20 protein-coding genes are annotated in these 20614 nt (G+C 73.7%); 17 read left to right on the top strand and 3 right to left on the bottom strand.

All coding sequences use genetic code 11. From position 1 onward, the window contains the following. Positions 1–177 precede the first annotated feature (177 nt). The 10 genes from AB0F68_RS22645 (at position 178) to AB0F68_RS22600 (ending at position 10986) form a co-directional block, all read left to right on the top strand. Entirely contained in the window at positions 178–618 is a 441-nt protein-coding gene (locus AB0F68_RS22645) for a hypothetical protein (protein WP_357341530.1), read from the top strand. Positions 619–631: 13 nt separating this feature from the next. Continuing rightward, positions 632–2077 carry a hypothetical protein gene (locus AB0F68_RS22640; protein ID WP_357341529.1) on the top strand — a complete coding sequence of 482 codons (1446 nt, stop codon included), beginning with the start codon at positions 632–634 and terminating at the stop codon, positions 2075–2077. 10 nt (positions 2078–2087) lie between these two features. Continuing rightward, positions 2088–3452 (top strand): type VII secretion-associated serine protease mycosin, encoded by a 1365-nt coding sequence (gene mycP, locus AB0F68_RS22635; protein ID WP_357341528.1) that lies wholly within the window; start codon positions 2088–2090, stop codon positions 3450–3452. 244 nt (positions 3453–3696) lie between these two features. Next, positions 3697–4416, top strand: coding sequence for a TIGR03936 family radical SAM-associated protein (locus AB0F68_RS22630; protein WP_357341553.1), 720 nt, complete (start codon positions 3697–3699; stop codon positions 4414–4416). A gap of 131 nt (positions 4417–4547) precedes the next feature. Beyond that, a complete protein-coding gene (locus AB0F68_RS22625; RefSeq protein ID WP_357341527.1) occupies positions 4548–7577 on the top strand; it encodes an Rne/Rng family ribonuclease in 3030 nt (1009 codons plus the stop codon). Positions 7578–7694: 117 nt separating this feature from the next. Then, positions 7695–8168: a hypothetical protein gene (locus tag AB0F68_RS22620; protein WP_357341526.1), complete on the top strand. Its 474-nt coding sequence runs from the start codon at positions 7695–7697 to the stop codon at positions 8166–8168. Positions 8169–8332: 164 nt separating this feature from the next. Further along, entirely contained in the window at positions 8333–8647 is a 315-nt protein-coding gene (gene rplU, locus AB0F68_RS22615) for a 50S ribosomal protein L21 (protein ID WP_151462559.1), read from the top strand. An 11-nt stretch (positions 8648–8658) separates the two neighbouring features. Next, positions 8659–8913: a 50S ribosomal protein L27 gene (gene rpmA / locus AB0F68_RS22610; RefSeq protein WP_013288010.1), complete on the top strand. Its 255-nt coding sequence runs from the start codon at positions 8659–8661 to the stop codon at positions 8911–8913. 89 nt (positions 8914–9002) lie between these two features. Beyond that, positions 9003–10466, top strand: coding sequence for a GTPase ObgE (gene obgE / locus AB0F68_RS22605; protein ID WP_357341525.1), 1464 nt, complete (start codon positions 9003–9005; stop codon positions 10464–10466). A 70-nt stretch (positions 10467–10536) separates the two neighbouring features. Beyond that, positions 10537–10986 carry a GNAT family N-acetyltransferase gene (locus AB0F68_RS22600; protein ID WP_357341524.1) on the top strand — a complete coding sequence of 150 codons (450 nt, stop codon included), beginning with the start codon at positions 10537–10539 and terminating at the stop codon, positions 10984–10986. 7 nt (positions 10987–10993) lie between these two features. Here AB0F68_RS22600 and AB0F68_RS22595 read toward each other — a convergent pair whose 3' ends face one another. Beyond that, complete coding sequence (locus AB0F68_RS22595; protein WP_357341523.1) at positions 10994–11653, bottom strand: DUF6766 family protein; 660 nt, start codon at positions 11651–11653, stop codon at positions 10994–10996. 124 nt (positions 11654–11777) lie between these two features. Continuing rightward, complete coding sequence (locus tag AB0F68_RS22590) at positions 11778–12260, bottom strand: DUF4383 domain-containing protein (RefSeq protein ID WP_357341522.1); 483 nt, start codon at positions 12258–12260, stop codon at positions 11778–11780. A gap of 199 nt (positions 12261–12459) precedes the next feature. Between AB0F68_RS22590 and AB0F68_RS22585 the strand changes: the two genes are divergently transcribed. From AB0F68_RS22585 to AB0F68_RS22575, 3 genes are read left to right on the top strand one after another with little or no spacing between them, the layout of a single operon-like run. Continuing rightward, entirely contained in the window at positions 12460–13245 is a 786-nt protein-coding gene (locus AB0F68_RS22585; RefSeq protein ID WP_357341521.1) for a hypothetical protein, read from the top strand. Between the two features lie 31 nt (positions 13246–13276). Continuing rightward, positions 13277–13741 carry a phage holin family protein gene (locus AB0F68_RS22580; protein ID WP_357341520.1) on the top strand — a complete coding sequence of 155 codons (465 nt, stop codon included), beginning with the start codon at positions 13277–13279 and terminating at the stop codon, positions 13739–13741. Continuing rightward, positions 13738–14388, top strand: coding sequence for a DUF3618 domain-containing protein (locus tag AB0F68_RS22575; RefSeq protein WP_357341519.1), 651 nt, complete (start codon positions 13738–13740; stop codon positions 14386–14388). Before AB0F68_RS22580 ends, AB0F68_RS22575 begins: the two co-directional genes overlap by 4 nt. Before the next feature lie 87 nt (positions 14389–14475). Here AB0F68_RS22575 and AB0F68_RS22570 read toward each other — a convergent pair whose 3' ends face one another. Further along, positions 14476–15609: a glycosyltransferase family 2 protein gene (locus AB0F68_RS22570; RefSeq protein WP_357341518.1), complete on the bottom strand. Its 1134-nt coding sequence runs from the start codon at positions 15607–15609 to the stop codon at positions 14476–14478. Between the two features lie 144 nt (positions 15610–15753). Between AB0F68_RS22570 and AB0F68_RS22565 the strand changes: the two genes are divergently transcribed. The 4 genes from AB0F68_RS22565 to AB0F68_RS22550 all read left to right on the top strand — a co-directional run bounded on the left by AB0F68_RS22565 (position 15754) and on the right by AB0F68_RS22550 (position 20613). After that, positions 15754–16392 (top strand): cyclase, encoded by a 639-nt coding sequence (locus AB0F68_RS22565; RefSeq protein ID WP_357341517.1) that lies wholly within the window; start codon positions 15754–15756, stop codon positions 16390–16392. Then, complete coding sequence (locus AB0F68_RS22560) at positions 16389–17567, top strand: zinc-dependent alcohol dehydrogenase (protein WP_357341516.1); 1179 nt, start codon at positions 16389–16391, stop codon at positions 17565–17567. The genes AB0F68_RS22565 and AB0F68_RS22560 overlap by 4 nt, the downstream gene beginning before the upstream one ends. 64 nt (positions 17568–17631) lie before the next feature. After that, positions 17632–18162 carry an HPP family protein gene (locus AB0F68_RS22555; RefSeq protein ID WP_357341515.1) on the top strand — a complete coding sequence of 177 codons (531 nt, stop codon included), beginning with the start codon at positions 17632–17634 and terminating at the stop codon, positions 18160–18162. 3 nt (positions 18163–18165) lie between these two features. Then, the gene (locus AB0F68_RS22550) at positions 18166–20613 is read left to right on the top strand and encodes a nitrate reductase (RefSeq protein ID WP_357341514.1); all 2448 of its coding nucleotides are present in this window, start codon (positions 18166–18168) and stop codon (positions 20611–20613) included. Position 20614: the final 1 nt, after the last annotated feature.

Below are 20614 nucleotides of genomic sequence, written 5' to 3'. Positions count from 1 at the left end.
CACCGACGCACAGCGGAGCGCGGGATCCCCACGGGGTTCCCGCGCTCCGTCACATTCCGGGACTCCTCGCCCGTCGATGTCCCGTGACGCGGGGTGGGGGTGCCTCGACTGGCCGTCACTCGATACGCTGCGTCCGTATTGGACCGGCCGTGGGCCGGCAGCGGGGAGGGCAGCAGCATGGGTGACATCAGGCCGCCGGACACCGGCGATCTGCACGTCAGCGTCGAGGACCTGGACGCCGCGGCGGAGTACGTCGAGCGCCTCAAGCAGTACGTCGACGACACCATCGGCTACGAGATGGAACGCATCAAGGAGCGGATGAAGGGCGACAGCAACAACGCCCAGACCGTGCCCAACGGCACGCCGTTCGGCGCGTACGAGGACGCCCGCATGCAGTGGCAGGCGCTGACGAAGTCGACGGCGAACATGGAGGCCCACCTCAAGGCGCTCTCCACCAAGCTGGCCAGCCTGAAGCAGGGCACCGAGGACATCGCCAAGGCGTTCCGCGACACCGAGGCCCGCAACGCCGCCAACGGCAAGGAGATCGAGCGGATGCTGGAGTCCGCCGCCCCGCCGCCGGCCTCGGGTCAGCAGCCCACCTACCCGTACACGGCCTGAGGGGGAGACGGTCATGGCTGGAGGAACCTGGGAGCGGTGCGTCCGCGAGGTGACGCTGTCGGCGGACCCGGAGACGGTCGGCTCGGTCGGCGTGGGGTGGAACAGCCTCTCCACCGGGCTGGGCTACCTGCGCGACGCGCTCGTCGGGCGGTCCTTCGTCGGCCCGATCGCGCCCGGCCAGGAGCGCCCGCACAGCGGCGGCCTGCCCGGCCTGCTCGCCGGCTGGAAGGGCAGCGGCGGCGACGCCTACCGCGAGCACCTGGGCGAGATCGGCAAGGAGATCGAGGAGCTCATCACCCACGCCAGCAACGTCAGCGGGGCACTGTCGCGGATCGAGGGTGACATCCGCAAGTCGGTGGCCAGCATCCCGATCCCGCTCATGGACGACTTCGGCTGGAACGAGTGGAGCCTGCCCAACGGCACCGAGCTCGACGACGCCCGCGACGGCGAGAGCGCCTCGGGCTTCCTCGCCGCGCTGCGCAAGGACTACCAGAGCAACCCCGCCTCGTACGCCGACGGCGCGTTCCGCGACAAGGCCGACGACCTCGAGGCGACCATGAAGGTCGACGGCAAGGCCGCCGACCAGGAGCGCGGCGGCTGGTGGGACACCAAGTCGCACCTGGACAACTGGTACCGGGACAACCAGCAGGCGGCCAACTCGGCGATGTCGCCGCTGCCCGCCGCGGTGGAGACGGAGCGGCCCAAGCTGATCGTGCCGAACCCGAAGGGCGACGTTGACGACTACCGCCCCGACGACCGCAAGCCGCCGTCCCGCCTGCCCGGCGGCGGCGGTGGCGGTGGCGCGGGCGGCGGCTTCGGTGGCGGCGCGCCCTCCCTCGGCAGCACCGGCGTCGGCGGCGGCGGGGGCTCCTTCGGTGGCGGCGGCGGATCCCTGACGCCCCCGCCCACCACCGGCGGCCCGGACTTCGGCGGCGGTGCCGGTGGCGGTGGCGGCACCTACACCCCGCCGTCCACCGGCGCCGGCTACCCGGGCACCGGGACCGGTGGCCACGACTACGGCAGCGGCCTCGCCGGCGCCGGCGGGCCCAGCACCATCGGCGGCGGCGCCGGCGGTCTCGGTGTCAACTCCGCAGGGCTCGGCGGCGCCGGCGGCGGCTTCGGCGGCGGCGGGGCCGGCCTCGGCTCGGCCGGCGGCATCGGCGGCGGCGGTCTCGGCGCGGCCGGCGGGGTCGGCATGGGCGGCATCCCCGGCATGGTCGGCGGCGGCAACGGCAAGGTGCCCCCGATGACCAGCGCGGCCAGCGCGCTGCGCAACGCGACCGGCGCGGGCGCGGGTGGCCTGCGCGGCGGCGCCGGCATGATGGGCGGCGGGATGATGGGCGGCGGGCACGGCGGCGCCGGGCACGGCGGCAGCGGCACCGAGCACTCGTCGTGGTTGACTGAGGACGACGATCCGTGGGGCAGCGGTGACGCCGCGTCCCCGGGCATCCTGCGCTGAGGACGGACGGATGAGGTTGCACGTGGGCGCGCTCCGCCCGGTCGCGGCCGGCCTGGTGGCCGGGCTCATGGTGCTGGGGGTCGCCCAACCGGCGGCCGCCGCGCCGCGACGGGCCGAGCAGTGGTACCTGGACGAGCTGCGGATCGACCAGGTGCACCGGCTCTCCACCGGGCGCGGGGTGACCGTCGCCGTGGTGGACAGCGGTGTCGACGCCACCCACCCGGAGTTGGCCGGCCAGGTGCTCCCCGGCGGCCGCAGTTACGGCGCGCCCGGCGACGGACGCTCCGACTCCGATGGTCACGGCACCCACATGGCCGGCATCATCGCGGCGAAGAACGCCGGCCCGGACGGGGTGACCGGCATCGCGCCCGGCGTGCGGATCCTGCCGATCAAGACGAAGCCGGGCAAGGGGGAGATCAGCGAGGCGGCGTCGGCCCAGGGCATCCGGATGGCTGTCGACGGCGGCGCCAAGGTCGTCAACCTGTCCTACGGTGCCATGGGAGTGGCGTCTGACGACGAGGAGGCCGCGATCAGGTACGCCCTCGACCGGGACGTGGTCGTGGTCGCCGGGGCCGGCAACACCGCCAAGGGGCACAGCGAGGTGATCAATCCGGCGAACGTCCCCGGGGTCATCGCGGTGACCGGCACCACGAAGGGCGGGCGCTTCTGGTCCGGCTCCACCCAGGGGCCCGAGGCCGTGGTGGCCGCCCCCGCCGACGGCATCTACAACGCCGGCCCCGACCACGGCTACGGCTGGGGCGACGGCACCTCGGACGCCACCGCGATCGTCTCCGGCATCGCGGCGCTGATCCGGTCGAAGTACCCGGACCTCTCCGCACCCAACGTGATCAACCGGATCATCCGCACCGCCCGGGACGCCGGCCCGCCCGGCCGCGACCCGCAGTACGGCTTCGGCCGCGTCGACCCGGTGGCGGCGCTGACCGCGACGGTGCCGTCGGTCTCGACGAACCCGCTCCTCGCCCGCGCCGCGGCCAGCCCGGCCCCTCCGCAGGCCGCCGAGGACGACGACTTCGACGTCACCGAGTACGGCGACCGGGGCGGCCCCACCGACCAGCAGGTCATGGTCATCGGCATCGGCATCGCGGTGGTGCTGCTGGTGCTGGTGGCACTGGTGGTCTTCCTGATCTGGAACCGGCGCCGCTACCGCCGCGAGGCGGCCCGGGTGGCCGCGCTACCAAACGAACTGCTCGACCAGGGCGCCGGGGGCGGTTACGGCATCCCACCCGTCCCGGCCGGCTACCACGCCCCGCCGGGTGGCCCGGTCCCGCCGGGGGCCAACCCGTACGCTCCGCCGCCCGGTCACGTTCCGCCGCCGCCGGGGACGTACCCGCCGCAGGGCGGGAACCGGTCCTGAACCATCGGTGGCCGGCCGGGTGACCTGCGCGTCACCGGCCGGCCACGGTCGTCTCCGGCGGGGCGGGGATCCCTCGCCGACCGGTTCCGACCGGTTCGTCCGGCCGCTCGCGCGGCCCCGGCTGCGGGCCGTGCCGGCCGCTGCGCCAGGATGGGACGGACACGCAGGCACAGCCGAGGAGTTCACGATCGCCAGAAAGCCTCAACCCGAGGGCGGCCAGGCGCCGGTCGTCCAGCGGGTCCGGATCCGGTATGCCAAGCGTGGACCGCTGCGGTTCACCTCGCACCGGGACTTCGCCCGGGCCTTCGAGCGCGCGCTGCGCCGGGCCGGCGTACCGATCGCCTTCTCCCAGGGTTTCACCCCGCACCCGAAGATCTCCTACGCCTCCGCCGCGCCCACGGGCGTGGCCAGCGAGGCGGAGTACCTGGAGATCGGCCTGCGCGAGCCGGTCGACCCGGCGCAGCTGCGGGCGGCCCTGGACGCCGCCCTGTCGCCCGGGCTGGACGTGCTGGACGCCGTGGAGGCCACCAGCGGCAGCCTGGCCGACCGGATCGAGGCGTCCCGCTGGCGGATCGAGCTGCCCGAGGTCGACCCGGCCGTGCTGGAGCGGGCGGTGAGCGCGTTCACCGCGGCCGAGGAGATCCAGGTCGAGCGGATGACCAAGCAGGGGCGGCGCACCTTCGACGCCCGCGCCGCCGTCATCGCCATCGATACGCTGCCGCCGTCCGAGACGCCTTCCGGGGCGACGGCCGTACCGTGTGCGATACTCGAACTGGTCGTGCGGCAGGTCACCCCGTCCGTGCGACCCGATGACGTCCTTTCCGGCCTCCGCGTGGTGGCCGACCTGGAGCCGCCGGTCTCCCCGAAGGTGATTCGGCTGGCGCAGGGCACGCTGACCGCGCAGGGCGAGATCGTCGATCCGTTGGACGCGGATCGCGACGGGGCAGCCATCGGAGAACGCTGACCGTCGGTCAGTGTTCTGGCAGGCAGACTTCGGCGGTCGCGCACCTGCGCGCCCGGCGGAAACACCTTTTGCGGCGACCCTGCGTGGCAGCGCTCACCCGCGCCCGGGGCAGCCAGAACTGGAGAACGTCCATGCTCGAGAACGAGCCCGAGGGCGGCGAACGGTCCGGCGCAGAGCCGGCCGAGGCAACCGCCACCAGCAGCACCGACAGCACCGCCGAGACCAAGCCGGCCCGCAAGCGGGCCAGCCGGCGCAAGGCCGCGCCGCTGAACCAGCCGGAGCAGGCCGACGCGCCGGTCGAGGCGTCGACCGCGGCGACCGGCAGCGGCGAGTCGCAGCAGGCCGAGGTGTTCGCCCCGATCGCCGGGGAGCAGGAGTCCGCCCCGAAGACCCGGCGGCGGCGCAAGGCGACCCCCGCCAAGGCGGTCGAGGAGCCGGTGGCCGTGGCCGGGGTGGAGGCCGCCTCCGACGAGGTGGTGCCGCCGGTCAAGGTGACCCGTACCCGCCGCCGCAAGAGCACCCCGCCGCCGGCCGAGGCCGCCACCGACCAGTCGCCGACCGAGGCGCCCGCCGAGGCCGTCGAGCCGCACGCGGTCGCCGCGCCGCAGGCCGACGCCGAACCGCCCGCCGCCCCGGAGCCCGCCTCGCCCGCCGAGGGCGAGCCCGAGGACCAGGACCAGGACGCGGTCGGCGAGGACGCCGAGGACGAGCCGAGCCCGGATGACCGGCGCGCCGACCAGGCCGGCCTGGCCCGCGCCGGTGGTCCGGAGGACCGGGCCGGTGAGGTCTCGCCGGGCGCGGCCGTGCCGGGCCCCGTCGAGGAGCCGGCCGAGGAGCCCGCACCGACCAGCCGCCGGCGCCGGGCCGCGCTCTCCGCGCCGACCGTCCTGTTCATGCCTCCCCAGCCCGAGGAGGCCCCGGTCGTCCGGGTCACCTACCCGGCCGCCGAGGAGCCGGTCGAGGAGCCGGCGGAGACCGGCCGGCGTCGCCGGCGCGGCCGCCGCGAGCTCGAGCCGGTGGAGGTCGAGGTCGAGGTCGAGGAGGAGCCGGCCGTCGAGGCCGACGAGATCGCCGAGGCGGAGGAGGACGAGGACGAGGCGGCCATGCGTCGCCGTCGTCGTCGCGGCCGCCGGGGCCGCGGCCGCGGTCGGGGCGCCGAGGAGGCCGAGGACGAGGAGGCCGAGGAGGCCGTCCGCGCCGAGGCCGCCGAAGCCGAGGCCGAGGAGACCGAGGACGAGGAGGAGGCCGAGGGCGAGGGGCTGACCCGTCGTCGCCGTCGGCGCCGCCGCCGGGGCGCGGGCGAGGCGGAAACCGCCGCCGAGGACGGCGTGCCCACCGTCGTCAAGATCCGCGAGCCGCGCAAGGCCGTCGACGAGGTGCAGGGCGTCTCCGGTTCGACCCGGCTGGAGGCCAAGCGGCAGCGCCGCCGGGACGGCCGCGAGCAGCGGCGTACCCGCCCGCCGATCCTCAGCGAGTCGGAGTTCCTGGCCCGCCGGGAGGCGGTCGACCGGGTGATGGCCGTGCGCCAGCGGGGCGACCGGACCCAGATCGCGGTCCTCGAGGACGGCGTGCTGGTCGAGCACTACGTGACCCGCAACTCGTCCGGCACCATGGCCGGCAACGTCTACCTGGGCAAGGTGCAGAACGTCCTGCCCAGCATGGAGGCGGCCTTCGTCGACATCGGGCGCGGCCGCAACGCCGTGCTCTACGCCGGCGAGGTCAACTGGGACACCACCGGCCTGGAGGGCCGGGCCCGCTCGATCGAGCAGGCGCTCCGGTCCGGCGACTCGGTGCTGGTGCAGGTCACCAAGGACCCGATCGGGCACAAGGGCGCCCGGCTGACCAGCCACATCGCGCTCTCCGGCCGGCACCTGGTCTACGTGCCGCACGGCAACGCCTCCGGCATCAGCCGGAAGCTGCCGGACACCGAGCGCAAGCGGCTGCGGGACATCCTCAAGAAGCTGGTGCCGGACGGCGCCGGCGTGATCGTCCGGACCGCCGCCGAGGGCGCCAGCGAGGACGAGCTGGCCCGGGACGTCAAGCGGCTCCAGGCGCAGTGGGAGGAGATCCAGGCCAAGTCGGCCGAGGGCGGCGCCCCGGTGCTGCTCTACGAGGAGCCCGACCTGGTCATCCGGGTGGTCCGGGACCTGTTCAACGAGGACTTCCGCGAGCTGGTCATCGAGGGCGAGCCGGCGTACGACCTGGTCGAGTCCTACCTGTCGCACGTTTCGCCGGACCTGGTGGCCCGGCTGCGCCGGCACGCCGGCACCACGGACGTCTTCGCCGAGTACCGGATCGACGAGCAGATCCTCAAGGGGCTGGACCGGAAGGTCTTCCTCCCCTCCGGCGGCTCGCTGGTGATCGACCGGACCGAGGCGATGACCGTCATCGACGTGAACACCGGCAAGTACACCGGCTCCGGGGGCAACCTGGAGGAGACGGTCACCCGGAACAACCTGGAGGCGGCCGAGGAGATCGTGCGCCAGCTCCGGCTGCGCGACCTCGGCGGCATCGTGGTGATCGACTTCATCGACATGGTGCTGGAGTCGAACCGGGAGCTGGTGCTGCGCCGGCTCACCGAGTGCCTCGGCCGGGACCGCACCAAGCACCAGGTCACCGAGATCACCTCGCTCGGCCTGGTGCAGATGACCCGCAAGCGGATCGGCGCGGGCCTGCTGGAGGCGTTCAGCGAGACCTGCGAGTGCTGCAAGGGCCGGGGCGTCATCATCCACACCGAGCCGGTGCCGGAGAAGCCGCGCGGCGGCGCGGGGGAGAAGGTCAAGGCGGTCGCCTCGGCCGTCACCGCCCCCGCCACCGAGGAGAAGGGCCGGCGCCGGGGCCGCAAGGCCGCCCCGGAGAAGCCCGCCGCGGAGGCCGCGGAGCAGCCGACCCTGGCCGCGCCGGAGAAGGTCGTCGCCGAGGTGGTCGACAGCGCGGAGGACGACTACTACGACACCCAGGGCTACGACCTGTCCCGGTTCGAGGCCCAGACGGCGGCCGCTCCGGCGGTCGCGGACAGCCAGGAGGGCGACTCGGCCCGGCTGGCCGCCGCGGACGACCCCGACGCCATCGGTGACGGGGAGGCCGAGGAGGGCGCCGAGACCGGCAGCTCCCGGCGGCGGTCCCGGCGCGGCGGCGCCCGGCGGCGTACCCGGCCGTGAGCCGCTGACCTGCACGGCGTTTGACAGGGCCCCTGCCCCGGCAACAGAGTCCGGGGCAGGGGCCCTGCCGTCTCCGTCGACCACCGGTCGGGACGGCCGGCTCCGGAGGGAGGAGACATGCGTCGTGTGTTCGCGGTCACCGCGCTGACCGGGGTCCTGCTGGCCGGCGCGGGCTGCGCCGACCGGGGCGAGGACCCCTTCGCGGTGGGCTTCGCCTCACCGGCCCCACCGCCCACGGCCGCCACCCCCGCTCCGACGGCCACCGGCGACGCCGGCGTCTGCGCCCGCGCCAAGCAGGCCGGCTCCGCCGCCGTGCAGACGTACGTGTTCAAGCTGGCCGAGATGCTGCGCGCCACCGGGCGCGGCGACCGGAAGGCCGCGGACGCCGCCCGACACGACGCGGAGACCGCTCTCGCCGGCTGGCGGGACGCGCTGCGGGAGCAGTCCGGGCGGGCCGCCGACCCGCGCCTTCGTACGCTGTTGGCGGACCTGGCCACCGAGGTGGGCGGGCTCGGCACCGACGTGCAGTCGATCGACGAGGCGGAGTTCGACCGGCTCCAGGGGCGGCTCGACGAACTCTGTCCGGCCTGACCGGCGGCCCGGTTTGGGCGGCGGGCCGGGTATGGCGTACGCTTGCCTGCGGCGCACTTTGGTGTGCCGAGTTCCCGCGTGCCCGCGCTGCCGGTGTCACGGCTCCCGGCGAGACGCCGTGGGAACTACCGCCAGCAGCCTCAACGACAGGGAGTCCGCCTCCGATGTACGCGATCGTCAAGACCGGCGGCAAGCAGTACAAGGTCGCCGAGGGCGACGTGATCGAGGTCGAGAAGCTCGCCGGTGCCCCCGGCGACGCGGTGAAGCTCACCGCGGTGCTCCTCGTCGACGGTGACGACCTGGTGACCGACGCGACGAAGCTCGCCAAGGTCGCGGTGTCCGGCGAGATCGCCGCGCACACCAAGGGCCCGAAGATCCGGATCCACAAGTTCAAGAACAAGACCGGCTACCACAAGCGCCAGGGTCACCGCCAGCCGCTGACCCAGGTCAAGGTGACCGGCATCTCCAGCGGGAAGTAGGTCGTCCTCCAATGGCTCACAAAAAGGGTGCGTCCAGCTCGCGTAACGGTCGCGACTCCGCGGCCCAGCGGCTCGGCGTGAAGCGCTTCGGTGGTCAGGTCGTCAGCGCGGGTGAGATCCTCATCCGTCAGCGTGGCACCAAGTTCCACCCCGGTGACCTGGTCGGCCGTGGCGGCGACGACACGCTGTTCGCGCTGGCCGCCGGCTCGGTCCAGTTCGGCACCAAGCGCGGGCGCAAGACCGTCAGCATCGTGCCGCAGCAGTAGTTCTCAGGCGTTGCGGGCCGTGGACCTCGTGTCCCGGCCCGCTTCGCTTTTTCAGGTGCGGGGTGTGCCCCGCTGGAAGGATTGGCGTCGTGACGACGTTCGTTGACCGGGTCGTCCTGCACATGCAGGCCGGCGACGGCGGGCACGGCTGTGTCTCGATCCACCGGGAGAAGTTCAAGCCCTTCGGCGGCCCTGACGGCGGCAACGGCGGGCACGGCGGCAGCGTTTCGCTGGTGGTCGACCCGCAGGTGACCACGCTGCTCGACTTCCACTTCCGCCCGCACCTGAAGGCCGAGAACGGCAAGGGCGGTTCGGGCTCGAACCGGGACGGGGCCAACGGCCACGACCTGATCATCAAGGTGCCGAACGGCACCGTGGTGCAGACCCTCGACGGCGAGGTGCTGGCCGACCTGGTCGGCGTGGGCACCACCTTCGAGGCGGCCCGGGGCGGGCGCGGCGGCCGGGGCAACGCCTCGCTCGCGAACGCCCGGCGCAAGGCCCCCGGTTTCGCCGAGCTGGGCGAGCCCGGCGACAAGCTCGACGTGGTGCTGGAGCTGAAGAGCGTCGCCGACGTCGGCCTGGTGGGTTTCCCCTCCGCCGGCAAGTCATCGCTGATCTCGGTGATCTCCGCCGCCAAGCCGAAGATCGCCGACTACCCGTTCACCACGCTGGTGCCCAACCTGGGCGTCGTCCGGGTGGACAACCACACCTTCACCGTCGCCGACGTGCCGGGGCTGATCCCGGGCGCGGCCACCGGCCGGGGGCTGGGCCTGGAGTTCCTCCGCCACGTCGAGCGCTGCGCCGTGCTGGTGCACGTGGTCGACACCGCGACGCTGGAGCCGGGCCGGGACCCGCTCGCCGACATCGACGCCATCGAGTCCGAGCTGACCCAGTACGGCGGCCTGGCCGACCGTCCCCGCCTGGTCGCGCTGAACAAGGTCGACGTGCCGGACGGGCGGGACCTCGCCGACATCGTCCGGCCCGACCTGGAGGCCCGTGGCTTCCGGGTGTTCGACGTCTCCACCGCCACCCGGGAGGGGCTGCGGGAGCTGACGTACGCGATGGCCGAGCTGGTCGACCAGGCCCGCCGGGCCGCGCCGCCGGCCGAGCCGACCCGGATCGTGATCCGCCCGAAGGCGGTCGACGACGCCGGCTTCACCATCGAGGCGGAGGAGGACGGCTCCTTCACCGTCCGGGGCAACCGTCCGGAGCGCTGGGTCAAGCAGACGAACTTCGACAACGACGAGGCCGTGGGCTTCCTGGCCGACCGGCTGGCCCGCCTCGGCGTGGAGGAGAAGCTGGCGAAGGCCGGCGCCCAGGCGGGCGACCTGGTCCGGATCGGCGACCGGGAGTTCGACTGGCAGCCCACCCTCTACGCCGGCGTCGACTTCGTCCCGGGCAACCGGGGCACCGACGTCCGGCTGGAGGACAAGGTGACCCGCGCCTCCGCCGCCGAGCGGCTGGCCGCCCGCAAGGCGCGCCGGGTGCGCCCGGAGGACGAGGTGGCGGCGGCGGCCCCGCAGGACGACGCCGACGACGAGGACTGGGATTAGTTCCGCTCTATCCGTGTTCGGGACGTTGGCCGGAAACCTCCGCGAAATCCGGTCGACCTACCGTGTCGGAATGCTGATCGAATCCCGTCCCGCCACCGATCCCGAGATCGCCGCCCTGGTCGCCGCCCAGCAGCGCGAACTGCGCGAGGCCGACGGCGGCCTGGACGGGCAGGCGACGATCACCCATGACGACATCCGCTACCTGGCGGTGGTCGACGGCGGGCGGGCGGTCGCCTGCGGCGGACTCCAGGCCCTCGACGCCGGCACCGGCGAGCTGAAGCGGATGTACGTCCGGCCGGCGTACCGGGGGCGGGGAATCGCCCGGCAGTTGCTGGCCGCCCTGGAGGAGTTGGCCTTCCGGCAGGGGCACACCACCCTCTGCCTGGAGACCGGCACCTACCTCCCGGCCGCCATCGGCCTCTACCGGTCCTGCGGCTACCAGCCCATCCCGGTCTACGGCGAGTACGTCGACAACCCGTACAGCGTCTGCTTCGCCAAGCGCCTGCCGGTCGCCGCCTGAGCCACCCTCACGCGCCGGTCTCGGCGTGGGCCGCGGTGACCGGCTTGGACTCGGGGCTGGCGTGCTGGCGCAGCACGATGCTGAGCAGGATCAGCACGCCCACGGCGAGGAACTCGCTCTGCCAGTTCTGCATCGACTGGAACCAGAAGTCGCTGGTGCCGAGGAACTGCACGGCGCTGATCGGGGCGGCCCCGCTCTGCAGCGCCTGCTCCTCGTTGTAGGCGGCCACGCCGCCGAACAGGTGCCCGAGGAACGAACCGCCGAAGATCATCAGCAGCGCGATGGAGAGGCTGTTGCGGTAGATCACCAGCGGCAGGCCGCCGGCGCGCACCGGCCAGGGGGAGTCCGGGGTCCCGTGCCGCGGGTCGTCCTCGGGCCGGTCCGTCTGGCCCTCTGGCTTCGACTCGGCCGAGCCCTTCTGCACCAGGTACGCGGTGAGCAGCACGTAGCCGCCCATCTGGAGGAACTCCGACTCCCAGTTCTCGAACACCGCCTCGGCGAAGTGCCCGGTGCCCAGGTACGCCCACCAACTCAGCGGCGCGGCGCCGTACTCGGCCAACTCCTCGTTGTGCACCTGCCAGCCGAACACGCTCTGCAACACCAGGAAGATCACGAAAGCGCCGAGCATGGCGACCGTGAGCGCGTTCTCCCGCAACCAGCGTGGCATCGCCGGACCTCCTCGTCCCGCCGGGGTCACTCCCCGTGGTGGTCCTGGTGCCCCCGGCGGTGATCTGGCAAACGCGGGCCCGGTGTGTCGCCGGCGACGCTCCCCGAACGGGTGACGGTGCTGGTCAGGGCCGGTCGAAGGGGCTGTCCGGCCGCCCGCCGGTGCCCACCTTGTTGTTGAGCAGCAGGCCCAGGGCGAGCATGCCGAAGCCGAGGAACAGGTGCAGCCAGTTGTCGGCGTCGTTGAACGGCACGAAATTGGCCGCGGTCTTCCGGTCGATGCCGAAGCCGTACAGCCAAAGGCCCAGGTAGGCCACGCCGCCGCCGGCCAGGAACAGCCGCGCGCCGGCGATCCGACGGGCCAGCACCAGGCCGGCCAGGCCGAAGAGCAGGTGCAGGACGTTGTGCAGGATCGACACCTGGAACAGGCCGATCAGCTTCGCCTCCGAGTGGTGGCCCGCGAACCGCAGGTCGCCGTAGTGGGTGGTGAAGCCGGGGACGAAGCCGAGCACGCCGATCAGCAGGAAGAGGGCGGCCACCGCGAGGGCGACCTTCTGGATCATCGACCGGTGTCGGGCCGCGGCGCGTCCGCGCGCGTCACGTGCCATCGGTGTCACCTCCGTGGAGCTCACCGCCGCCCGGGCGGGTCGACCCTCCATTGTGTGACCGCCGCGGTGCGCTTCCGCAGAGAAATGACGAATCAGGCATGGACCCGGCAACCGGGGGTAGGGAATTCGACACGCCGACAGCAACGTCGGCGTGATCCCCCGAGCACAACCGCTACGAATTCCGAGCGGAAGGAACATCATGACCTACGATCTCTCATCCACGTCCGGCACGTACGAGTCGACCAACGGCGGCGGGGTCCGTGACCAGGCCCGCCAGGTCGGCAACGAGGCCGCCAATGCGGGCGGCGCGGTCGCCCAGACCGCCAAGGAACAGGGCCAGGAGGTCGTCGGCGAGGCCAAGCGCCAGGCCCGCAACCTCTACGGCGAGGCCCGGAACCAGGTCACCGCCCAGACCAGCCAGCAGCAGCAGCGCGCGGCGAGCGGGCTGCGGTCGCTGGCCGAGGAGATGCGCTCGATGGCGCAGAACGGCGGCAGCGCCGGCCCGGTCACCGAGTTGGCCCACCAGGCCGCCGACCGGGTGCACGGCGTGGCCGGCTGGCTGGAGCAACGCGAGCCGGGCGACCTGCTCAACGAGGTGAAGACCTACGCCCGCCGCAACCCGGGCACCTTCCTGCTCGGCGCCGCCCTGCTCGGCGTGGTCGCCGGCCGGCTGACCCGGAACATCGCGGCGATCGGCGACGACGCCGACGGTGTCCGGCCGGCGTACGACCCGGACCGGACGGCGGTCATCCCGACCTCCCGGGCCGTGCCGGAGCAGGTGCCGCCGGGCGGCTACCTCGACCCGACCCCCGGCACGTACGCCGAGCCGGACCCGGGCTACTCCGCGCCGGGCGCGACCTACCCGGCCGGCGGCGCCCCGAACACCTGGGCCGACCCGGAGGGCGGCACCGGCCAGCCGCTGCCCCCGCCGAGCCGGACCGACCCTCTGCCGGGTGTGCCGTCCAGCGGCCTGAACCGTCCGTGACCGGCCGGACCGGCAGAAGGGAGGCGACGGCATGAGCATGCCGACGCAGGGGTCCGGACTGGACTCCGGCTATCAGGCGGCGGGCGCGCCGCACACCGCGGACGAGGTCCGCGGCAGCTCGATCGGTGAGCTGATGCGTCAGGTCACCACCGACCTCTCCACGCTGATGCGCCAGGAGGTCGAACTGGCCAAGGCCGAGATCCGCCAGGAGGGGAAGAAGGCGGGCAAGGCCGCCGGCCTCTTCGGTGGCGCCGGCTTCGGCGGCTACATGGTGGCGCTGTTCGTGTCCATCGCGCTGTGGCAGTTCCTGGACAACGTGATGGATTCGGGCCTGGCCGCGCTGATCGTGGCCGTGGTCTGGGCCGTGATCGCCGGGGTCCTCTACTCGATGGCGAAGAAGAACGCCGAGCGGATCCGCGGCCTCAAGCAGACCAACGACAGCGTCCAGCGCATCCCCGACGCGCTCAAGCCGCACCCGGAGGGAGTCACCCGATGAGCACCGACCCCGACCAGATCCGCCGGGAGATCGAAGCCACTCGCACCAACCTGAGCTCGGACGTGGACGCCCTGGCGTACAAGGTCAGCCCGAGCCGCATCGTCGACGACCGCAAGCAGCGCGTCCGCAGCGCGCTGACCAACGTGAAGGACAAGGTGATGGGAACCGCATCGGACCTCGGCCACAGCACCGGCCACGCCGCCCACTCGGTGGGCGACCACGCCTCCTCGACGGCGTCCACCGTCGGCGACAAGGCGCACGCCGCCGCCTCGACGGTCGGCGACGCCGCCCAGCGGGCGCCGCAGGTGCTGCGAGAGAAGTCCGAGGGCAACCCGGTCGCCGCCGGCGTGATCGCCTTCGGCGTCGGCATGCTGGTCTCCTCGCTGATCCCGGCCACCCGCCGCGAGCAGCAGGTCGCCGCGCAGGTCAAGGAGAAGGCGGCCGAGCACGGCGGCGTGGTCAAGGAGAAGCTGACCGAGGTCGCCGGCGAACTGAAGGAGGAGCTGCGCGAGCCGGCGCAGCAGGCCACCGAGTCGGTGAAGGCCACCGCGCAGGACGCCGTGCACGCGGTCAAGGACGACACCAGGTCCGCTGCGCAGGACGTCAAGGACACCGCGCAGCAGTCCCGCGACCAGGCGCGGTACTGACCACGACACCCGTACGCCGCAGCTCGCGGCCACTCCCGACAACACGGCGGGGAGTGGCCGCGAGCTGTCGCGTGCGGGGTCTCCGGCTCAACGCGCCAGCCGGTCCGCTCCGACCGGGCTCGGCGCAACGCCGGCCTCCACCCAGAGCACCAGGTCGTCGGGGCGGCGCTCGGCGAGCTGCCGGCGCAGCGCCCGGGTGGAGTGCGCGGCCACCCGGACCCGGCCATCCGCGCCGGGCATCCCGCCGCGCAGCAGCCGGCCCACGGCGAGCCAGGCGCAGACCCCGCGGTCCAGCAGCCAGAGCGGCGCCGCGAGCGCGGTGTGCGCCGGGAAGACCCGGGTGCCGCCGGCCCGTCGCCGGCCCAGCTCGGCCACGGCCACCGTCGCCACCCCGGCGCGCAGCAACAGCCCCGGCCGGCGGGCGGCGAGCGCGGCCGCCGCGGCCGGCAGCACCGCCAGCGCGGCCAGCAGCCATCCCGGCCGGGCCAGGTCGTCGTACGCCTGTCGGACCCGCTGCCTGCGGAACCGCGCGGCGGTCGGCGGGAGCCGGCGCACGTACAGCCAGGCGGGGGCGGCCGTGGCGCCGCCGTACGCGCGGACCGTCCGGACCAGCTCCAGGTTGCCGAAGAGCACGTCCGGGTCGTAGCCGCCCATGGCCAGGAAGGTGCTCCGGCGCACCGCCAGGGTGCCCGGCCGGTCCCCGCCGAGCGCCCGGTGGAGCAGCGTCCGGCCGGTGTCCCACCAGGCGGGCCAGGGCAGCGGGTCGAAATGGTGCTGCGGCCGGACCAGGTCCACCCGGTCGAGCAGCCCGTGCACGGCGCGCAGCCCGGCGAGGTCGTACCGGACGTCGTCGTCGGCGATCACCACGTGCTCGTGGCGAGCCAGCGCGACCCCGGTCAGCACGCCGAGCGCCGTGCCGTTGCACCCTTGCAGCGCGGGATCGGGCGGGACGTGCCGGGCCAGGCCCCGCCAGGCGGCGGCGTGCCGGGCGAACAGGTCCGGCGGCGACCCGTCGACGACGGTCACGTCCACCCACCGGCTCAGCTCGCGCAGGTATCCGGTCAGCTCGCTGAGGCCGGCGTCGTCGGCCGCGCGCAGCGGCAGGACGTACGCCAGCGGGAGCCGGTCCGGCGCGGACGCCGCGGCGGGGTCGAGGCGCGCGAAGGCCTCGTGGTCGCCGGCCGGAAGGTACCGGCCGGGTTCGGTCGGGTCAAAGTCCACCGCGTGCCCCTCTCCGGTCTGGCAGGGTGGCCGGCAGCGTGCCCGAAATTTCGGTGATCAAACCGTTTCGCCGTTTCGACGCCGCCGGGCCGGGTAGCGCTCCGGGATGCGGGCGGTCCGAGACGCCCCGGTGGAGGAGACGTGATGAGCAGCAACGCGACAAGGTGGGCGCTGGCCGGCGCAGCCACGGTGACCGCGCTCGGGATCGGCCGGGTGGTGGCTCGGCGCCGGCGCCGGCATCAACCCGACCGGGCGGACGGCTGGTACGTCGTCCACCGGGGAATCACCGTGGACCGGCCCATGGAGGCGGTCATCGGGTTCTGGACCGACCGGGAACGGCTGGACCGGGGGCTCGCCGAGTGGGCGACCCTGGAACAGCTCGACGACAACCGGTGGCGCTGCGTGGCGAGAGACCCGGCCGGCGGCGGCACCGAGTGGCGGGCCGAGGTCACCGTCGACGGCCCGGGCCGGCTGAGCTGGCGGGTCACCGACGGGCCGGTGACCGAGCAGGGGCGGGTCGAGCTGGCGCCCGCACCGCAGGACCGGGGCACCGAGATCCGCGCCGAGCTGCGCTGGCGGTCCGGCCCGATCCGCCGGGCGCTCGGCCTGGCCGGCGGCCACGACCCGGACGTCGCGCTGCGCAGCGCCCTGCGCCGGATCAAGTCGCTGATCGAGACCGGTCAGGTGCTGGACACCCGGCACGACCCGTCGGGGCGCAACCCGAAGCAGGAGCAGGCGACCGACCGGATCCGGGAGAAGCTGATGGCGGGAGGCCGGCCGTGAGGGCGCTGTGCTGGGAGGGCGTCGGCCGGCTGGCCGTACGCGACGTGCCGTTGCCGACCATCCGGTCGGGCGGGGACATCATCGTCAAGGTGCGGGCCAGCAGCGTCTGCGGCTCCGACCTGCACCTGATCAACGGCTACCTGCCGGCGATGCGCGAGGGGGACATCCTCGGCCACGAGTTCATGGGCGAGGTGGTGCAGACCGGCCCCGACGTGCGGCGGATCAAGGTCGGCGACCGGGTGGTCGTCGGCTCGGTGGTGGCCTGCGGCGGCTGCTGGTACTGCCGCACCGAGCAGTACTCGCTCTGCGACAACTCCAACCCGCAGCCGGTCTTCACCGAGAAGCTGTGGGGCCACTCGCCGGCCGGCATCCTCGGCTACTCGCACGCGGCCGGCGGCTACTCGGGCAGCCACGCCGAGTACATCCGGGTGCCGTTCGGCGACGTCGGCGCGTTCACCGTGCCCGACGGGGTGCCGGACGACTCGGTGGTGTTCGCCTCCGACGCCATGCCGACCGGCTGGATGGCGGCCGACTTCTGCGGCCTCAAGGGCGGCGAGGTGGTCGCCGTCTGGGGCGCTGGCGGGGTGGGGCAGATGGCCGCCCGGTCCGCGCAGATCCTCGGCGCCGAGCGGGTCGTCGTCATCGACCGGCTGCCGGAGCGGCTGGCCGCCGCGACGCAGCGACTCGGCGTCGAGACGATCAACTACGCGGAGACCGACGTGCTGGAGGCGCTGCGCGAGATGACCGCCGGGCGCGGGCCGGACGCCTGCATCGAGGCGGTCGGCATGGAGTCGCACGACGTCGGGCCGACCTACGCGTATGACAAGGCGAAGCAGAGCGCCCGGCTGCAGACCGACCGGCCCACCTCGGTCCGGCAGGCGATCATGGCGTGCCGCAAGGGCGGCACGGTGAGCATCGTCGGGGTGTACGGGGGCCTCGTGGACAAGTTCCCGCTCGGCGCGGCCATGAACAAGGCGCTGGTGCTGCGGATGGGGCAGATGCACGCCCAGCGCTACATCCCGATGCTGCTGGACCGGATCGCGATCGGCGAGATCGATCCGGGCTACCTGGCCACCCACCCGATGTCGCTGGAGGAAGGCGCCCGGGGCTACGAGATCTTCCACAAGAAGGAGGACGGCTGCCTCCGGACCGTGCTGCACCCACAGGCGGCCTGACCGGGCGCGGGAACGCCGGGCCGCGCGTCGATTCGAAATCGCGGGGCGGGGGTACAGCACCCACATGCCCGCCGAGATCGATGAGACGCCGGCCCGGCCGGCCGCCCGAGCCTTCGCCGGCAGCGCGGTCGCCGTGGTGGTGGCCGGCGCGGTCGCCCTGCTGACCCGGCAGCCGTGGCTGTTCCCCAGCCTCGGGCCGGCGATCATGCTGCACGTCGAGCAGCCCGGCCGGCCGGAGTCCTCGCCCCGCAGCACCGTCGTCGGGCACCTGGTGGCGCTGCTCGCCGGGTACGCGCTCCTGCTGGCCACCGGCCTCACCGACCATCCGTCCGCGCTCCAGGAGGGGGTGTCCGGGGCGCGGATCGTGGCGGCCGCCGGCTCGCTCGCCGTCACCGCCGCGGTTCTGGTGCTGCTGAAGGCCGCGCACCCGCCGGCCGGCGCGACCACACTGATCGTGAGCCTCGGGCTGCTGCACACCCCGGGCCAGCTCGTCGTCGCGTTCGCCGCGGTGTTGCTGGTCACCGTGGTGGACCTGCTGTTCAACCGGGCGACCGGCCGGCCGATGCCGCTCTGGGCGGCGCCGAAGGAGGGATGAGCGATGGTGGACCGGATCGCCGACCCATGGGGGCCGCGCACGCCGTACGGGCCGGGGGACCGCTGGCCGGTGCGAGTGGACACCTTCTTGGCCGACGGGCACAAAGAGGCCGACGTGCAGCGGTGGGTGCCGAGCGCCTCGATCCTGCACTCCAACGGCGACGCCATGGACATCGCCGTCATGGACGACCGGATCGTCGGTGTCCGCGGCCGCTCCGGCGACCGCATCAACCACGGCCGCGTCGACCCGAAGGACCTCTACGGCTGGCAGGCCAATCACAGCCCGGACCGGCTGCGCCGGCCGCTGGTCCGGGAGGGGGACCGGCTGGTCGAGACCGACTGGGACACCGCCATGGGCCGGATCGTGGCCCGGTCGAAGGAGCTGCTGGACGGCCCGGGCGGCTGGGGCCACTTCGGCTTCTACACCAGCGGGCAGCTCTTCCTGGAGGAGTACTACACGCTCGGCGTGATCGGGAAGGCCGGGCTGGGCACTCCGCACATGGACGGCAACACCCGGCTCTGCACCGCCACCGCGGCGGCGGCGCTCAAGGCGTCGTTCGGCACCGACGGGCAGCCCGGGTCGTACACCGATGTGGACCACTGCGACGCGATCGCGCTCTGGGGGCACAACGTCGCGGAGACCCAGACGGTGCTCTGGATGCGGATGCTGGACCGGCGGCGCGGGCCGAACCCGCCGGCCATGCTCGCCGTCGACCCGCGCGCCACCCCGGTGGCCCGGGAGGCCGACGTGCACCTGGCGCTGCGCAACGGCACCAACCTGGCGCTGCTCAACGGCCTGCTCCGGGAGCTGATCCACCGCGGCTGGTACGACGAGGCGTACGTCGAGGCGCACACCCTCGGCTTCGCGGAGCTGTGCCAGGTGGTGGAGGACTACCCGGTGGCGAAGGTGGCCGAGATCTGTGACCTGCGCGCCGCGGACATCGAGCGCGCCGCCGAGCTGCTGGGGCACTCGGAGCGGCTGCTCTCCACCGTGCTCCAGGGCTTCTACCAGTCCAACCAGGCCACCGCGGCCTCCTGCCAGGTGAACAACCTGCACCTGATCCGCGGCATGCTCGGGCGCCCCGGCGCCGGGCTCTACCAGATGAACGGGCAGCCCACCGCGCAGAACAACCGCGAGTGCGGCGCCGACGGCGACCTGCCCGGCCTGCGCAACTGGGCCAATGAGGAGCACATCGCCGACCTGGCCCGGCTGTGGAACGTCGAGGTCGACACCATCCCGCACTGGGCGCCGCCGACCCACGCCATGCAGATCTTCCGGTACGCCGAGCAGGGCTCGATCAAGCTGCTCTGGATCTCGGCCACCAACCCGGCGGTCTCCCTGCCCGACCTGGCCCGGATCCGCCGCATCCTGGCGAAGCCGGAGCTGTTCGTGGTGGTGCAGGACCTCTTCCTGACCGAGACCGCCGAGCTGGCCGACGTGGTGCTGCCGGCCGCCACCTGGGGGGAGAAGACCGGCACGTTCACCAGCGTGGACCGGACCGTGCACATCTCCGAGAAGGCGGTCGAGCCGCCCGGCGAGGCCCGCCCCGACCTCGACATCTTCCTCGACTACGCGCGCCGGATGGACTTCCGCAACAAGGACGGCGGGCAGCTGATCACCTGGACCGGGCCGGAGGAGGTGTTCGAGGCGTGGAAGGAGTGCTCGCGCGGCCGGCCCTGCGACTACACCGGGATCACCTACGAGAAGCTGCGGTCCGGCGGCATCCAGTGGCCGTGCACCGAGGAGCACCCGGACGGCACCGAGCGGCTCTACACCGACGGGGTGTTCAACACCGACCCGGACTACTGCGAGTCGTACGGGCACGACCTGGCCACCGGGGCCGAGATGCTTCCCGGGGAATACCGGGCCAAGCAACCCGGCGGTCGCGCGTTCCTGCTCGCCACGCCGTACCAGCCGTCGCCGGAGGTGGCGAGCGGGGAGTTCCCGCTGCTGCTCACCACCGGGCGGACCGTCTACCAGTTCCACACCCGGACCAAGACCGGCCGGGCCGCCCAGCTCGTGCACGCCGCCCCCGAGTCGTGGGTGGAGCTCAACCCGGCCGACGCCGAGGGGCTCGGCGTCGGCGAGGGGGACCTGGTGCGGATCGAGTCGCCGCGCGGTGTCGTCCGCGCCCGGGCCCGGATCTGCGGGGTACGCCCCGGCGTGGTCTTCCTCCCCTTCCACTACGGCTACTGGGACGCGGCCGACGGGGCCGAACCGGGCGCGGGGCGGCACGACCGGGCGGCCAACGAGCTGACCATCACGGCCTGGGACCCGGTCTCCAAGCAGCCGATCTTCAAGGTGGCGGCGGTGCGGGTGGTGAAGGAGGCCGACTCGGGCGGCCGGCCCTCGCCCGCGCCGACGGTGGGCGGCTCCGCCCCGCCCGAGGGCTCCGGAATCCCGGCCACGGTCGGCGGGCCGGCCGCCGAGGCGCCGTCGAGGGGAGAATGAC

The organism is Micromonospora sp. NPDC023966, from assembly GCF_040639095.1.
Taxonomy (GTDB): domain Bacteria; phylum Actinomycetota; class Actinomycetes; order Mycobacteriales; family Micromonosporaceae; genus Micromonospora.
The sequence above is the reverse complement of the archived record's forward strand: the minus strand, read 5'-3'. Positions and strand labels throughout refer to the sequence as shown.

Bases quoted from the DNA above. Each gene is read 5' to 3' on its own strand.
- AB0F68_RS22565 (WP_357341517.1), top strand. From the start codon at position 15,754: ATGAGCAGCAACGCGACAAGGTGGGCGCTGGCCGGCGCAGCCACGGTG.
- AB0F68_RS22620 (WP_357341526.1), top strand. From the start codon at position 7,695: ATGCGTCGTGTGTTCGCGGTCACCGCGCTGACCGGGGTCCTGCTGGCC.
- AB0F68_RS22555 (WP_357341515.1), top strand. From the start codon at position 17,632: ATGCCCGCCGAGATCGATGAGACGCCGGCCCGGCCGGCCGCCCGAGCC.
- AB0F68_RS22640 (WP_357341529.1), top strand. From the start codon at position 632: ATGGCTGGAGGAACCTGGGAGCGGTGCGTCCGCGAGGTGACGCTGTCG.
- AB0F68_RS22585 (WP_357341521.1), top strand. From the start codon at position 12,460: ATGACCTACGATCTCTCATCCACGTCCGGCACGTACGAGTCGACCAAC.
- AB0F68_RS22625 (WP_357341527.1), top strand. From the start codon at position 4,548: ATGCTCGAGAACGAGCCCGAGGGCGGCGAACGGTCCGGCGCAGAGCCG.
- AB0F68_RS22590 (WP_357341522.1), bottom strand. From the start codon at position 12,260: ATGGCACGTGACGCGCGCGGACGCGCCGCGGCCCGACACCGGTCGATG.
- AB0F68_RS22645 (WP_357341530.1), top strand. From the start codon at position 178: ATGGGTGACATCAGGCCGCCGGACACCGGCGATCTGCACGTCAGCGTC.
- AB0F68_RS22600 (WP_357341524.1), top strand. From the start codon at position 10,537: ATGCTGATCGAATCCCGTCCCGCCACCGATCCCGAGATCGCCGCCCTG.
- rpmA (WP_013288010.1), top strand. From the start codon at position 8,659: ATGGCTCACAAAAAGGGTGCGTCCAGCTCGCGTAACGGTCGCGACTCC.
- rplU (WP_151462559.1), top strand. From the start codon at position 8,333: ATGTACGCGATCGTCAAGACCGGCGGCAAGCAGTACAAGGTCGCCGAG.
- mycP (WP_357341528.1), top strand. From the start codon at position 2,088: ATGAGGTTGCACGTGGGCGCGCTCCGCCCGGTCGCGGCCGGCCTGGTG.
- AB0F68_RS22575 (WP_357341519.1), top strand. From the start codon at position 13,738: ATGAGCACCGACCCCGACCAGATCCGCCGGGAGATCGAAGCCACTCGC.
- AB0F68_RS22595 (WP_357341523.1), bottom strand. From the start codon at position 11,653: ATGCCACGCTGGTTGCGGGAGAACGCGCTCACGGTCGCCATGCTCGGC.
- AB0F68_RS22580 (WP_357341520.1), top strand. From the start codon at position 13,277: ATGAGCATGCCGACGCAGGGGTCCGGACTGGACTCCGGCTATCAGGCG.
- AB0F68_RS22550 (WP_357341514.1), top strand. From the start codon at position 18,166: ATGGTGGACCGGATCGCCGACCCATGGGGGCCGCGCACGCCGTACGGG.